At 28.5% G+C, this 14888-nt stretch carries 18 protein-coding genes and 1 pseudogene; 4 read left to right on the forward strand and 15 right to left on the reverse strand.

The genetic code is table 11. The annotated features are described in order from the left end of the window. Nucleotides 1-82: 82 nt before the first annotated feature. The 13 genes from IC175_RS18555 to IC175_RS18615 all read right to left on the reverse strand — a co-directional run bounded on the left by IC175_RS18555 (nucleotide 83) and on the right by IC175_RS18615 (nucleotide 10297). Nucleotides 83-2500, reverse strand: coding sequence for a virulence-associated E family protein (locus tag IC175_RS18555; protein WP_227851883.1), 2418 nt, complete (start codon nucleotides 2498-2500; stop codon nucleotides 83-85). Between the two features lie 11 nt (nucleotides 2501-2511). After that, nucleotides 2512-4470: a DNA polymerase gene (locus IC175_RS18560; protein WP_227851884.1), complete on the reverse strand. Its 1959-nt coding sequence runs from the start codon at nucleotides 4468-4470 to the stop codon at nucleotides 2512-2514. Then, the gene (locus IC175_RS18565) at nucleotides 4470-5036 is read right to left on the reverse strand and encodes a DUF2815 family protein (RefSeq protein WP_227851885.1); all 567 of its coding nucleotides are present in this window, start codon (nucleotides 5034-5036) and stop codon (nucleotides 4470-4472) included. The genes IC175_RS18560 and IC175_RS18565 overlap by 1 nt, the downstream gene beginning before the upstream one ends. Before the next feature lie 29 nt (nucleotides 5037-5065). Next, nucleotides 5066-5659, reverse strand: a complete 594-nt coding sequence (locus IC175_RS18570; RefSeq protein WP_227851886.1) for a sigma-70 family RNA polymerase sigma factor — start codon at nucleotides 5657-5659, stop codon at nucleotides 5066-5068. Between the two features lie 52 nt (nucleotides 5660-5711). Beyond that, a complete protein-coding gene (locus IC175_RS18575; protein WP_227851887.1) occupies nucleotides 5712-6047 on the reverse strand; it encodes a hypothetical protein in 336 nt (111 codons plus the stop codon). 17 nt (nucleotides 6048-6064) lie between these two features. After that, a complete protein-coding gene (locus IC175_RS18580; RefSeq protein ID WP_227851888.1) occupies nucleotides 6065-7231 on the reverse strand; it encodes a DUF2800 domain-containing protein in 1167 nt (388 codons plus the stop codon). Nucleotides 7232-7244: 13 nt separating this feature from the next. Beyond that, complete coding sequence (locus tag IC175_RS18585) at nucleotides 7245-7682, reverse strand: hypothetical protein (protein WP_227851889.1); 438 nt, start codon at nucleotides 7680-7682, stop codon at nucleotides 7245-7247. Between the two features lie 42 nt (nucleotides 7683-7724). Next, nucleotides 7725-7886 carry a hypothetical protein gene (locus IC175_RS18590; RefSeq protein ID WP_227851905.1) on the reverse strand — a complete coding sequence of 54 codons (162 nt, stop codon included), beginning with the start codon at nucleotides 7884-7886 and terminating at the stop codon, nucleotides 7725-7727. A gap of 114 nt (nucleotides 7887-8000) precedes the next feature. Beyond that, nucleotides 8001-8219: a hypothetical protein gene (locus IC175_RS18595; protein ID WP_009894510.1), complete on the reverse strand. Its 219-nt coding sequence runs from the start codon at nucleotides 8217-8219 to the stop codon at nucleotides 8001-8003. 68 nt (nucleotides 8220-8287) lie between these two features. Continuing rightward, nucleotides 8288-8911: a hypothetical protein gene (locus IC175_RS18600; protein ID WP_227851890.1), complete on the reverse strand. Its 624-nt coding sequence runs from the start codon at nucleotides 8909-8911 to the stop codon at nucleotides 8288-8290. 21 nt (nucleotides 8912-8932) lie between these two features. Continuing rightward, entirely contained in the window at nucleotides 8933-9697 is a 765-nt protein-coding gene (locus IC175_RS18605) for a BRO family protein (protein WP_227851891.1), read from the reverse strand. 19 nt (nucleotides 9698-9716) lie between these two features. Continuing rightward, nucleotides 9717-9992 (reverse strand): Bro-N domain-containing protein, encoded by a 276-nt coding sequence (locus IC175_RS18610; RefSeq protein WP_227851892.1) that lies wholly within the window; start codon nucleotides 9990-9992, stop codon nucleotides 9717-9719. Nucleotides 9993-10111: 119 nt separating this feature from the next. Next, nucleotides 10112-10297 (reverse strand): hypothetical protein, encoded by a 186-nt coding sequence (locus tag IC175_RS18615; protein ID WP_227851893.1) that lies wholly within the window; start codon nucleotides 10295-10297, stop codon nucleotides 10112-10114. A 162-nt stretch (nucleotides 10298-10459) separates the two neighbouring features. Here IC175_RS18615 and IC175_RS18620 point away from each other — a divergent pair, with 162 nt between their 5' ends. Continuing rightward, nucleotides 10460-10816 carry a helix-turn-helix domain-containing protein gene (locus IC175_RS18620; protein WP_227851894.1) on the forward strand — a complete coding sequence of 119 codons (357 nt, stop codon included), beginning with the start codon at nucleotides 10460-10462 and terminating at the stop codon, nucleotides 10814-10816. Nucleotides 10817-10834: 18 nt separating this feature from the next. Here the strand turns inward: IC175_RS18620 and IC175_RS18625 are convergent, their stop codons facing one another. Then, the gene (locus IC175_RS18625) at nucleotides 10835-10990 is read right to left on the reverse strand and encodes a hypothetical protein (RefSeq protein ID WP_227851895.1); all 156 of its coding nucleotides are present in this window, start codon (nucleotides 10988-10990) and stop codon (nucleotides 10835-10837) included. A 737-nt stretch (nucleotides 10991-11727) separates the two neighbouring features. Here IC175_RS18625 and IC175_RS18630 point away from each other — a divergent pair. Then, nucleotides 11728-11946: a helix-turn-helix domain-containing protein gene (locus IC175_RS18630; protein WP_227851896.1), complete on the forward strand. Its 219-nt coding sequence runs from the start codon at nucleotides 11728-11730 to the stop codon at nucleotides 11944-11946. A 79-nt stretch (nucleotides 11947-12025) separates the two neighbouring features. On the opposite strand, the pseudogene IC175_RS18635 reads toward IC175_RS18630, so the two are convergent. Beyond that, nucleotides 12026-12196: pseudogene (locus IC175_RS18635) on the reverse strand (cell surface protein); the annotation flags it as partial. A 190-nt stretch (nucleotides 12197-12386) separates the two neighbouring features. Here IC175_RS18635 and IC175_RS18640 point away from each other — a divergent pair. Together IC175_RS18640 and IC175_RS18645 are read left to right on the forward strand one after the other, a co-directional pair. Next, nucleotides 12387-13208 carry a tetratricopeptide repeat protein gene (locus IC175_RS18640; RefSeq protein ID WP_227851897.1) on the forward strand — a complete coding sequence of 274 codons (822 nt, stop codon included), beginning with the start codon at nucleotides 12387-12389 and terminating at the stop codon, nucleotides 13206-13208. Between the two features lie 124 nt (nucleotides 13209-13332). Then, nucleotides 13333-14850, forward strand: coding sequence for a recombinase family protein (locus IC175_RS18645; RefSeq protein ID WP_227851898.1), 1518 nt, complete (start codon nucleotides 13333-13335; stop codon nucleotides 14848-14850). Nucleotides 14851-14888: the final 38 nt, after the last annotated feature.

Here is a 14888-nt window from a genome sequence, read left to right on the forward strand (position 1 = left end):
TGTCTACAAAGCTATTTTTTCTGTAGACATTGTAGACACCTACCTATTTTACATAAATTTAGTAAAACTTACTTTGTAGACACTATTTTGTTCTAATATATGCTCTTTGTTTACCATACACTTTTCCAAATCTTAGATGACTACTGTGTGGCTCCCACCCATCTAAACCTTTTAATATGTCATTAATTTCTCTTGATAAGATAGGCGTGAGTTGTTTAGGTTCTCCATTAAATAGCTCAACCCATATCTCCATAACACATGTTTTTTCTCTTAATATTATTCCTTCTTTTAACTCTCCAAAATCTGAACCATGGATATATTCTCTTTTTTCTGAAATACTTAAATCATACCAATTCTCAGTAATAGGTTTATTTAAATATTCTTCAATAATTCCAGATTTAGCATTTTCTTCTGAGTGGTTTTTTTGTTGTTTTTCAGCTTCCTTTTTCTCTTTATCTGATAAATATAAAGGTTCATTAGCTTTATATAATTCTAATGCTTCTGCCCAAATCTGATTTCTTTCATTATCAAGTTGACCATTAAATATATTTTTATTATTCTTCTTTACTCCTGTATCTATTGGCCAAAACCTTCTATTACCAGTCTTATCTCTTAAAAACTCTTTATCATTAGTTGTACCTATAACTACACATTGACGTAAAAATCTTGATGTTCTTTTCCCATAGGCAACCCTATATATATCCTCTGATTTACTTAGAAAATGCTTAACTGCCTCAATATCCGCTTTTTTAGTAGCCATCATTTCACCCATTTCAAGCAACCACACTCCTTGTAATTGTTCGTATGCTTCCTTACCTTGTACTGTAGTTAAACTATCAGAATACCACTCCCCACCAAGTTTTTTAATAAAAGTACTTTTTCCTATTCCTTGAGGACCAGATAAAACCATCATATTATCAAACTTTATTCCTGGATTAAATACTCTAGCTACTGCTGCTACTAAAACTTTTCTTATTATTGTTCTTGTATAATGAATATCTTCTGCACCTAAATAATCAATTAAAAGAGTGTCCAGCCTCTTAATACCATCCCATTTTAAAGAATTTAAATAATCTTTTATGGGATGAAACGTATTATTTTCAAAAGCAATTACTAGAGCATCATTTACTTTTGATGGTGATGAAACAGTGTAAATTGTTTCTATATGATGTCTAAGCCCAGAATCATCACTATCATTCCAATCATTTAATTTATCATCTTTTCTCCAAGGTAATTTACCTAAGACAACAGCTCTATTTGAAAATTCATTATATGCTATTTTATCTTTTAAATAGGGGTCATTTTCTATAAACATTAAAATATTATTTGTTGTTTTCTTATAGCTTCCTTTGTTATCATATTCTAACTTAGTTAACCATTCATCATCTTCAAAATCTATATCACCAAAATCATCTTTAGCCTTATCAATATTTTCTCTACCTATAGTCTTTCGTACTTTAGAGTCACTACTTGCAAATTCACTCATTCGAGTAAATGAAGGCAATCTATTTATAGGTGTTTCTGGTTTAGCATCTTCATCAAGTTCTCCAAATTTATGTATCCTAACTAAATCAAAAGCATTACATAAGATACCACTTGCTGGATCTGTACCATGATGACTATAGGAAAACTTATCATCATAAATAACTACTCCACCACTTGTACTACCTTCTGCATAAGTGTATCTAGTTTCATCAATACCAGGAATATACAATTCATCTAAGAAAATATCTATAGATTCTGTGATACTATAGGACCTGCAAAAGGCACCTATAATTCCATCTTTTTCAAGAGGGTTTTGTTGCTTTTTTAATTGTGTATTAAACTTTTGTCTCTCTCTTGAACTTTCTGGCCAATAACTTACATCTGTCCAATCCAAATATAAATCTAGTATTTCATTTGGGTTTAAAAATTCACCATCTTGAAATTTAAATATATATTCTCCATCAATTGAAGTACTTGGAAAGTACATAAGCCTATGAGGTTGATATGTAGTATCATCAAACATATCTATTCCTATAGCATCTGCTATCATCCTAGAAATTGCTTGATACTCTTCTGGTAATACTGGTCTAGCTAAAGGTATTAGCAGTCTGTATCTAGGATTACTCTCAGTATGTGAGTGTGTAGAGTACATAAGGCAAGCATAATCATTTAATAGTGTAATATCATCCCATATAGCCTTATCTGCATAGTCTATATCCAAAGTTATAATACTTCTATTTGCAATATTCTCTGCTTTTCGTCTACCATTTTTTAAACTTCCACCTACAAATCCACCAACATCTTTCACTCTATCTTTTTCAGTTTTTGACATCTTCTTATATTCTGTATAGGTTTCTTGAGTTCTTAATGTTTTGCTTAATCTATTTACAAGTTCGGACCATAAAATACTTTTATTCTTCCAATGAGTTTCTAACTTACTTTTTCCTATGGCCAGCATGAGTTGGCCATCATGTTTTACATTTATGTGTTCAATTTCACTGGCCTTTGCATCCATAAATTAATCACCTAGTCTTTCTTATAATAATCACATTCATATCCATCTGCTTTAAGTGGGAGTCCTTTAGCCCAAGAGATTTCTTTTCCCATAATTCTGTTAACTTCTTCTAAGGAGCCATATTTTTTATCTACATCAAGTACAAGTTCATCATGCACATGCATTACAATGTCATAGCCTGCATCTGTTACATTAAACATAGCTTCTCTTAGACAATCTCTAGCTGTAGCTTGAACAATATTCTCAACTAACTTAGGTCCATAGGTATCTACTCTTTTCCACTGTTTACTTGTCTGTTCCATACCTTCATATGTTATCTTATCTCCACTAAATGTAGTATGTGGCTCTATCTTAGGTCTTAAATATGATAATCTTCTACCACTTGGTAGTTCTATAAATAAAACTCCTGGATTATAAATAAATTTAATCCCATGTTGAAATTCTACTATAGTCCTATCTTTTATAGCTTTTTTAGCTGCCTTATCTACATCCCACCAAAATTTAGTTATATTTGGATTAGCATTTCTCCATGTTGTTACAAGAGGTTGAAGTTCATCTTCGTCAAGACCCATTTTTATAGCTCCCATTGATATTAATGCTCCTATACTTCCTCCATATCCAAGAGCCAGCTCTGAAATCTTACCTTTTTGTCTAAGTGGGTCACCTTTTTTAATACTTTCTATTGGAATTTTAAACATCTGACTGGCACTAGCTTCATATATTTTTCCATGAGAATTAAATACATCTAATCTCCACTTCTCACCAGCAAGCCAAGCTATAACCCTAGCTTCTATTGCACTAAAATCTGACACTATAAATCTATGTCCTTCACTTGGTATAAAAGCTGTTCTTATTAACTGACTTAAGACATCTGGTACACTATCATACAAAAGCTCTATTAAATCAAAGTCACCTTCTTTTAATAGGTTTCTAGCTAGGTCTAAATCTTCTATATGATTTTGTGGTAGATTCTGTACCTGTACTAATCTTCCTGCCCATCTGCCTGTCCTATTAGCCCCATAAAACTGTAGCAGACCTCTTACTCTATTATCATTACCTTTAGCTAATTTCATAGCCTCATACTTCTTTATAGAGGTTTTAGACATTAATTTTCTAAGTTCTAAAACCCTAATTACATTTTCATCCTCAACTTGTTTTAATATTTCTGGAATACTTTCTTTTGTTAGACTTGTAACCTCAAAGCCCGATTTATCACTTAACCATTTTTTTAATTGAGCAGGACTATTTGGATTATTTAGACCAGTTATTTCAATTGCTTCTTTTGTAAGTTTTTCAGTATATCTTTTATCACACTCTATTGCATTTTCTATTAGCTGTGTATCTACTCTGATGCCAGTATCATTAATTATTTGGTCTAAATACCATAACTTATTTTCTCTTTCAGTAGTCTTATACTTGCTAAGTTTATTTCTTATTTCTCTTTCAACTACAACATCTTGTTTACAATATTCTTTAAATTTATTCCACTTTTCCATATCGTGTATTGGTAAATTTCTAGTTCTTCCTTTGTTAGTTTTTGTAGCTTTACAAGGCTTACAGAAATATTGTATTAATGACTTACCTTCTTTCATTTTCTGCTTATCTTCATTAAACTTTAAAGCCTTAGATACACTATCTAAGCTTCCTGGAAGTCCCAGTGTTAAAGCTTTTATCATTGTACATGACCACTCATCTGGTTTTAAATCAATGCCCAAAAATTTACTTATTGCTATTCTTTCAAAGTTAGCATTAAATGCTGATTTTATAATAGTGTTATCTTTTAAAGCTTCTATTACTTCGTTTGGTAACTCTTCATCATTTACTAAATCAATAACTCTTACTTCTTCTTCATCAAAAGCATAGGCAAATAACAGTATCTCAAAATTAGTAGAGTCTACATATCTGTAGACTCCAACTTTTTTTATATCTAAATCACTATATGTCTCTATATCAATTGATAATGTTCTCATTAACTTAAGAAGTCCTCTTCTTCATCTTCAAAATCATCTGAGAAATCTGCTTCTGCACTAGCTCTAGCTCCTCCAAGTACTTCTCCATCTGCTAACTTTTGAACATTTTGCAACCCACAACCTATTCCTTTATTTCCTGCACTATTATATGGGAAAAAGTTTATACTAACTCTTCCATAACAACCACTATATACTTCTGTATTATCTAATATTTCATTTAAGTCTTTATCAACTACTCCTGGCTTTTGAGTACTATTTGCATTTAGAAAATACATTCCTATATATTCCTCTGCTTCATCAGCTCTTTCGTCATCTCCATCACGAAGAGGTGTTTTTAAATTACCTGGTAACTTTCCACCCCATTTAGAAGTTTTACCTTGTTCTTTTGCTACATCAATAGCCTTCTTTATTCTTCCTAAAGTCACCTTGTCTGATTTTGGTATTAAAATACAAACTGAATACTTGGGCTCTGCACCTTCTACCATTGCTCTGCTTTTAAAAATATTACAATAACTTAATCTCACCTTTCCTGTTACCACCTTTGTTGATTGTACTGAATTACTCATAATTTTCTTCCTCCTAATATTTTTATATTTTATAAATAGATATTATCTAAACATAATTCTCTTAAATTCTTTTTTGCACTGTATACCCCATTTTCTACATTTTTTCTTTTATATTTTAATAGTTTAGATATCTGTATAACCTCAAAACCTTCTGCATATAATCTCATTACCTTTTGTTGCTTTTCTGGTAAATAATTAATATAATTAATTACTTTTTTTGAAATATATGTGTTTATTACTTCATCTTCTACTAGTGTATTGCCATTAGACAGTACTTCATAATGTTTTGGTTCTATAGAAATTCCTTCATTCAAAAATGTATGTTTTTTTCTCAACTTACTTTTAATATAAGCATACATTTTGTATCTAATACATTTCTTAAAATATGCTTTAGGGTAAGTCTCTCCTTCTGTCTTCAGATTTTTTATCCCCTCATATATTCCAATATATCCAGATTGAATTAAGTCATCTTTATCTATATAAGTTTTATTTTTATTGTTTTTTAACAATATATTGGTTGTTATCTTTACTTCTTTATCAAACTCTCTTAGTAATGTTTCAAATGCTAATTCATTTCCATTTTTGAATTCTAGTACTAGTTTAATTATTTCTTGATTATCCATAAAACTATATCCCCTTTTTATACTTTTTATAGCTACTAGGAATTAAATATTTTTAATTATCCTTTACTCTTACTGATACAAAGCATACTGGACTAACCTTTATATGTTCTGGTATATACACTCTATCAAGATGATTGTCATTCACTTCAAAGAAAGTTGACATCACTTTATCTTTTATTAAACTTTCTCTTTTAAAATCCATTACTATAGCTTTTGCATTTTCTTCTACTGAATTATACTCTGTAATATTTAATCTCTTTAACATATCTAACAAGTTGTCTTTTTCATAAACCAAATTTTCTTCAATACTCTTTTTTCTTTCCTTTAAGTCTAAAATCAAACTTATACTCTCTTCCAATTTATCTTTTGTAGCTTCATCTAATGACATATAATACACCCCCTAATTTATATTCCAAAATCTTTTTTAGCTGAATCTATACTATTAATTTCTGGCCTTTTATCACTTTCTAGAACTAAAGTAGCTTTGCCAACAGGTTTTATAATTAAATCATTTAAGAGATTAACAAAGTCTTTTTTACCTATAGCTTTTTCCATATCAGTAATTCCTTTTAATACTCTTGGCTTATAAATTTTATCTTCCTCATAATCTGAATTTAATAAAACATTAGCAACCTCTTGTTCATCCACATACTTTCTATTACTTCTACCTTCTACAAGCTTATATCCTGGATATTTAACACCATGCTTTTCAGCTTGTTCTAGTGCATAACTTTGAACATCCTTTAACCAATCTTGAATATTCTTAGAAAAACCTAAAATATCTGCAATCTCATATTCATTAAGAGTAAATGTGTCAGCAAAATCATATTTTCTAGCTAGTTTAAGGTTATTCTCAGCTCTTTTTCTACAATCATTTTTAGCTCTACAAAATCCACAATGACTACCACTTACAAAATCACCCTCACCATTAAAAGCCATTTGAGCCTTCTTTTTAACATTCTCTGCCCATGTAAGTAACTTGGTAACTTCTATTTCTTCGCTTGATATGTTATCAAGTCTGGGTTGAATTATTGTTGTTTTAACTAAATCAATATCATATAGCATTTCAAACTGATTATATGCACCTAAACCATATAGTCTAAGTTGAGGGTTCTCTATAGCTGAAACTTCCACACCTTTTCCATACTTTAGGTCTATAACTTGAAGTATTCCATCAGATATTACAACAACATCTCCTGTTCCAAATCCTTCTGGAACCCACTCACTAAAATCGAGTCTCTCTTCTAACATTACTATTACATCATCACATATAGCTTTACTATCATTTACTAATTCAACTACATTCTCAACATAAGACTGTATGTAATCCTCCATTTCTGAGTTATAGTACTCACTTTTCTGTATGTTTTTAATTCTTGCATTATATGCTTTTTTACTTATTTTTTCATACTCTAGCATTAATTTAGCTTCTGCTAATTCATGTGCTATTGTCCCTTCTTCTGCATATATACTAGTTGATGGTGGATAGTTTTCCTCTAACTTTATACTAGGAGTACAGCGAAGCCATCTATGGGCTCCACTTGCACTAAGTCTTGCATGTTGTACTGACATTTATGTACCCCCCTTATAAACTCTCTAATTTATCCATAAAGACTGGGTAATCTTCTTCTTTTACTTCGCTTAACTTACTAGCCCCAAATTCACCAAATAACTCTTTAAGCTTATCCTTCTTACCCGCCTTACTTACTTGTGCTGCCTTAGTTCTTACCTCTTCTTTTGTGTATTTAACCTCATCAGTTGTATCTTCACTACCCTTTGTCACTTCTTCCTTGACTTCTGTTTTTTCTTCTTTAACATCTTCTTTTACTTTTACATTTTTAGTCTTTTCAGTTTTCTTAGCTTCAACTTTCTTCTCTTCTTTCATATCTGTTATATTTATAGGTTCTATCTGCATTGCTTGCCCTAGATTAAGTCCTCCCAAAGCATTTGCTACTACTAATAGTGCATTTGTGAATTCTGGTGCTTCTACCTTAACTTTTACATTTACATTAACTTCAACCATTTTAAATCTCTCCTTTTTATGTTATAATTTTATTAACTTTTTTTATTTTGTGTGTTGGTTACTTTGACCAGCACTTTTTTTATTTAATGTTCTAACTGATATTTTCTTACCAGTTTCAACATCCTTAAATACTATATCTGCTAAAGACTTACCATCTTTTTTAAGTGTTACTATGTTCTTATTACTAATATTAAGACTCAGCAATTTCATCACCTTCTTTCAAATACACTTTAATATTTTTATTCCTAGTTGTTTAAAAATAGTTGTCCAATTTTCTTCTATGAGAAAGTGCTAAGCATTAGCAACTTCTCTATTTTTTTAACTTTCTACTGTCTCAGCTTTCTTCATTGCTATATTAATAGCTACTTCTTTGGCTACTTCATCAAACTCTTTCCATCTTCTCCTGTTCTCTTCATCAGATATACGTGGATATACTATATAAACTTCTGTGTTTTGATTAGCTATAATTTTTTCATCATATTCAATATTTTTTTCTTCATCATACTTGTATGGTTTAAATTGTTGTAGTATTTTCATAACATCACCCCTTGTTATAAAATATGAGCTCATAAACTTGTCTTATACTTATTTAATTATTGCAATTTTTAATCTTCATGTACTTCATAAAATAGAGTATCTAACATATATAGCAGAGGACTATTTTTATCTATAGCTAGTTCTTCTTCATCTTTAATATAAAATTTTATTAAGTCTTCATCTATGCAATAAGTTATATAATTATCTTCACCTATGCACATACCTACTTCTTTTTCTATCTTATTTTGGTCTGCTATTTTTATATCTGCTATTGCATCAAGTGTATCTACTATTTTATAAAATATCCTTTCTCTATCATTCAATTTATAACTTTCTTCTTCCTCTCCTATATAAACAAGATATTTGAGTAATTCATCTTCTTCTATATCACCAAAAAACTTTAGCATAAACTTAAAAGTAAAATCATCAAATAGTTTTTCATCTATTTCTGAATACTCAAAATTCATTTTTTTGTAGTTTAAAGCTGTATTTAATGCAATTTTATCTAAAATATCTCTATCCATTTCTAAAAGAGCATAATCATTAGCTATCTCATTGTTAACACCATTCATAGCTTTCTTGAAATCATCTATCATATTCAATTCCTTAACTGTTAAATCCATTTCACTTTCAACTCCAACACTCACTATATCCTCATTTATAGCACTCACTATTCTGTTATTTTCTTTCATTTTTTTTATTCCTCCTTAAATTTAGTTTTCAAAAGCATTTAAAGCTTTTTCTAGAACTGGTATTACATTTTCATAGTATCTAAAATTTTCCACCTGTTTATTTGAATGCTTAGCCTTATCCCATACCTTAATTCCATATTCATCTATTTTTAGATTATAAGCATTTGCTAATCCTCCAACTTTTTTTGATGAAATACCTAACATCGCTCCTATTTCTGTAGCTGAGTAAGTTTTTCTTTCCATCTTAGGTAATGGTATTAATGCTTCTCCAGAAATAAGTTCTGTAGTCTTTGAATACATAATCTGTTTATATTCTTTTATGTCTACTTTGTCAGCTAATTCCAGATATATCTTTGCCTCCCTCGCTCTTGCATTTTTTAATCTTGCTTGAGCATTCATGTATTTTATTTCTGATTCATCTTTAACATTTTTAGGATTATTACTATATGTACCTGTTTTTCTTATTGATGGTAGTACTTCATCTGTAACCCAATCTTGAAATTTCTCTGCTTCTTCTTTTCTTGATTTAAAGATTAATTTATATACTCCACTTTCAGTAAGAAAATTTTCTCCTGTATTATGCAATTTTCTAAAGTGACTATCTGTCACAATTGAATTAGTTAATTTAATCACTTGATTCTTATTCATTCTAGTAACTGCTTTTCTAACTCCTTCATTACCAATTCCTAAGCAATTTCCACAATGATATGGATTAAATAAAATTTCACCTTCAAATTCAAACACTTCAACTTCTTTTCCTTCAAACATCATCAAATTATTACTCATAATTTATTCCTCCCTAGTTTTAATTTTCTAAAGTAAACACTACTGATTTTGTAATTAATCTATACATATCGCCTTCTGGTATTACATTTACTTCCAAAGTCTTAGTTTTACTTTGTGGATGTGGTATGTGGTGTTTCACCACCCACTTACAATGTTGTTTAATTGCATTAGTTGTATCTTTATAACCTAAACATCTAGCAATATCTGTTGCTACAAAATATGGTTTACCATCAATTTCAACTGTTCTTATTTCTCCAAAGTCACTATTTTTAAATGCTTGTAAATTATTACTCATAATTTCTACCTCCCTAATTATTTATTTTGGTGTCGCTTTGAACGACGCCTAATAAACCTACTCCAGTCATCTTTCGACCACAAGTGGGCGAAATCGCATTTCAGCTCTGTGTTTTTGTATCAATTATTTATAGTTGATTTTTCTAAAAGCTCATTTGACACTTTCATACCATCAGCCATAGCAGCAATATAATCTTGCTGTTCTAAATTTAACTTTTTAAACAAAAGAGTCATTTGAATAAGCTTTCTGTCATCATCATCTAAAATCAAATTATTTAAATGATGATTCGTTTTTTGTGTTTTCATTTCAGCACCTCCTTGTGTTATAAACACAGTATATCATCTTATTTTTGTGTAGTCAACACTTATTTTCATATATTTTTGTGTTTTTACCACAACATTTATATTGACTAATTCTTTTTTGTGTTATACTATCTAATTAATAACATAATTATTAGGAGGAAAATCATGCATGAACGTATATATAAAATAAGAACATCCTTAAAAATGTCTCAACGTGAATTTGGTGAAAAACTTGGTGTAAGCAGAGATGTCATAAGTAATATTGAATATAACAGGGTTACACCTAAACCTGTATTTATACAACACTTATGCGACCTATATAATGTCAATAAAGCTTGGTTAGAAACTGGCGAAGGAGAAATGTTTATAGAGTTCTCTGAAAATGAAAAAGTACTAAAAATAGCAACTGACATTATAAATGAAGACGATAAGTTTATGAAAAATATATTATTTACTTTTAGCAAACTAAGTGATGAACAAAAAGAATTTCTCATAAACTTAATGAAAAATATGACACAATAAAACCACCCAAAAGGGTGGCTATTTTTTTATGTTTGGCTTTAAATTTGTTGCAACTATATTTATGTACTTTAAATGTTCTATATCTAATGCGTCCCTAAATTTTAAAATTTGATTTATTCCTATGTTTGCTAGCTTTTCTGCATCATCAATTAATCTTTTTCTTTCTTCATCCATTGCTACATTCCTCCAACTCATAAATATTTTATATTACCCCTCATATTATAGATATACACTTAAATACACCTAATATTAAACACCACCAATCCTTTTATTTTTAAATACACTATATGTAGTCGTCTCTTATATATTATTTCCTTCTTTGTATAAATTTAGTATATTATTCATATTTTCATCTAAACCACATCCTTATATATTTATTCTTTATTCTCTTGTCTTCTTTAAACGTTTTATATCTCCTATTTTCATATAAAATTAAGAAATATTAAGTTTTTAAGAACTCACGTTCGTATAAATAGTTATAAAAATCCCCTTAATTTACAACTCTAGTAAATTTATTTCAACAAATTATCTATTTAAGATTTCTTAAAATTGCTTTGTAAATATATTATATAGAGTTCCTAAAATTGTTGCAACCTAGGCAATATGTCTTTTTAGTACTCATTTTATTTTTCATTTTAAAAATATTTTACTTTATTGTATATATGTGTATAAATCCGTATTTTTGAGTATTTTTCTTACTATATCAAAATTCATAATTTTAATTTCAATTTTTTTTATTACAATTTTTTACATTCTTTTTATGTCTATTTTTTTATTCTACTACGATAAAATTTTATCTCAAGTACATTTTACCATATTCTACCATTAAAAAATGATGCTAATACCCGCATTTATTTTATAATTCTACAAATAATATCATATATAAAATTTAATAAAAGGAGATTTTATATATGCTAAAAAAACTAAGAAAAGAAAGAGGTCTGACTCAAATAGAATTAGCTAAAAAAGCAAATTATAGTAGAGCATATATTTCTGATTTAGAAAATAAAAGATATAAAAATATTAATATTTCTACAATTATAGATTTATCACTTGCTTTAGAAATAGATTTTTTAGAATTGTGTAGATATTATTGCGAAGAAGAATTAATAAAAAGGAAATTAATATAAAATATACTTATGAATAAAAAATAGAGTAGTTCAAATTACTCTATTCTTGTCCACATAGTCAATATAAAACTCAACCCTTAATTAATATAGCTGTAGTATAGTTTTGTTTGTCTGCAATTACACCAGCAGTTTCGTATTTATCTGCACCTTTAATTGATTCAATTTTATCAAGAGCATTTGCAGATATAGGGCAACTAGCAATAAACATAGATAAAGATAACCCTATTGTTAATAATTTTTTAATTTTCATAATATCTCCTTCTCTTAAATATTTTCACCTAAATTATATAATACTTTTCAGGAAAATGTTACCATAAATTAAAAAAAATTATTATTACTTAATATAATATTAATTAAAATATCATTCTTAAATTAATGACTTTGGTAGAATATGGTGATAAAATAAAATTAGTGAGAGACAATATAAGGGGGATTATATTATGATAATCAGTAAAAAAATAACAGCAATATTAGTATCATCTTTAATTATGATATCAATGGTTGGATGTGCTCCAAAAGAAAGTGCTACAGAAGTAGCTAAAAAGTACCTTGATAGTATAGAAATCAAAGACTACGAAGTAGCATATAATTTATTAAGTAAAGACAGTAAGGAAAGTGTCAGTCTAGAAAAATTTGAAGAATATCAAGATACTTTATTTAAACTTCAAACCCTAAAAGATTATAAACTTGGTGAAGAAAATAAAGTAGAGAAATACAAATATTCTAATAAAGAGTATACAAATCTTGTTAAAATAAAAGAAACTGATACTATAAAATATATCACTGAAAATAAAGAAGATACTGCAAATTTTGATAGATATTTTATAATCGAAGATAATGAATATAAATTATTATGGCATAAAGACTTTAAAAGAGCTCTTAGCTCTAATTATGTCAAAATCGCTAGGTTAGAAACAAAAAAAGATGAAGATAAGGATTATAATAAAGCTGCTATTGATATCAAAAAAGCTATAGAAATTGATGATAAAAATCCACCTGCATATTATACACAATCATATATTTATATAGAGTTACAACGATATGATGAGGCTTTAAAGTCAATTGATAAATCCTTAGAATATCTAGATAAAAATAATGAGGCTTATAAAATAGACGCTAGTGATGCTTACAATTTAAGAGGTGTTATTTTTATGAGTAAATCAGAATTTAATAAAGCTAGAGAATCTTACAATAAGGCGCTTGAACTTAACCCAGATAATGAATATGCAAAAACTAATCTAAATGATATTAAAGGATTATAAGGCATTAATATTATAGAAAATAAGTATGTTGAAAGTTAAATTAACTTTTGACATGCTTATTTTTTATATTTTAAACTCTATTGATTTACTATATAATAGTACCTAAGGAGTGTGATTACTTATTATGAGTGTTGCCATATACTTAAGAAAATCCCGTGCTGATGAAGAGGCAGAAAAACAAGGCGAATTTGAAACTTTAAGTAGACATAAATCAACCCTACTAAAACTAGCAAAAGAACAAAACTTAGATGTAATTGAAATAAAAGAAGAATTAGTTTCTGGTGAAAGTATAATACATAGACCTAAAATGATTGAACTCCTAAAAGAAGTAGAAGAAAATAAATATGATGCAGTCCTAGTAATGGATTTAGATAGACTTGGACGTGGAGACATGAAAGACCAAGGTGTCATACTAGAAACTTTCAAAGAAAGTAAAACCAAAATCATCACACCTAGAAAAACATACGACCTAACAGATGAATTTGATGAAGAGTACTCAGAATTTGAAGCATTTATGGCAAGAAAAGAATTAAAACTTATATCAAGAAGAATGCAAAGAGGTAGAATAAAATCAGTTGAAGAAGGTAATTTCATAGGAACTTCTGCTCCATTTGGATATGATGCTGTAACAACAGGCAGAAAAGAAAGAATACTTGTACCAAATAAGGATGCTGATATAGTTAGAACTATCTTTAACTTATATATTAATGAGGATATGGGTTGTAGTAAAATATCTAAATATCTAAATAACTTAGGCATTAAAACTGCTACAGGTGCTAATTGGTACAATTCTGCAATTACAAATATAATAAAAAATAAGGTCTACTGTGGCTACATTCAGTGGCAAAAAAAGGACTATAAAAAATCTAAAAATCCAAATAAAATAAAAACAGTTAAACTAAGACCTAAAGATGAATGGATTGAAGCAAAAGGAAAGCATGAACCTTTAATAAGTGAAATAACATGGAAAAAGGCTCAAAATATACTCAAAAAAAATGGTCATGTCAGCTATGGTAATCAAATAAAAAATCCACTTGCAGGAATAGTGATTTGCAAAAATTGTGGTAGACCATTAGTATATAGACCATATGCAGACCATGACTATATAATTTGTTATCATCCTGGTTGCAATAAAAGTTCTCGATTTGAATTTATTGAAGCTGCCATTTTAAAATCTTTGGAAGACACTGTAAAAAAATATCAATTAAAAGCATCTGATATAGACTTAGATAAAAATAATAAAGATAGTAATATAGAATTTCAAAAACGAGTCTTAAAGGGCTTAGAAACTGAATTAAAAGAATTAGGCAAGCAAAAAAATAAGTTATATGATTTACTAGAACGAGGAATATATGATGAAGATACATTTATTGAAAGGTCCAACAATATAATTTCAAGAACTGAAGAAATTAACGATTCAATTAAGACAGTAAAAAATAGATTGAGTACTGTTAAAAAAGACAATGCTAAAATAATAGAAGATATTAAAACTGTGTTATCACTTTACCATGATTCAGATTCCCTTGGAAAAAATAAACTCCTAAAATCTGTAATTGATAAAGCAGTTTATTATAAGTCTAAAGAACAAAAACTAGATTCTTTTGAATTAATGGTTCATTTAAAATTACATGAAGACCAGTAATACCAACAACGTATAAAGAGTAGTGTGTAATGAAATAA

This window comes from Clostridioides sp. ES-S-0123-01 (genome assembly GCF_020658415.1).
GTDB lineage: Bacteria > Bacillota > Clostridia > Peptostreptococcales > Peptostreptococcaceae > Clostridioides.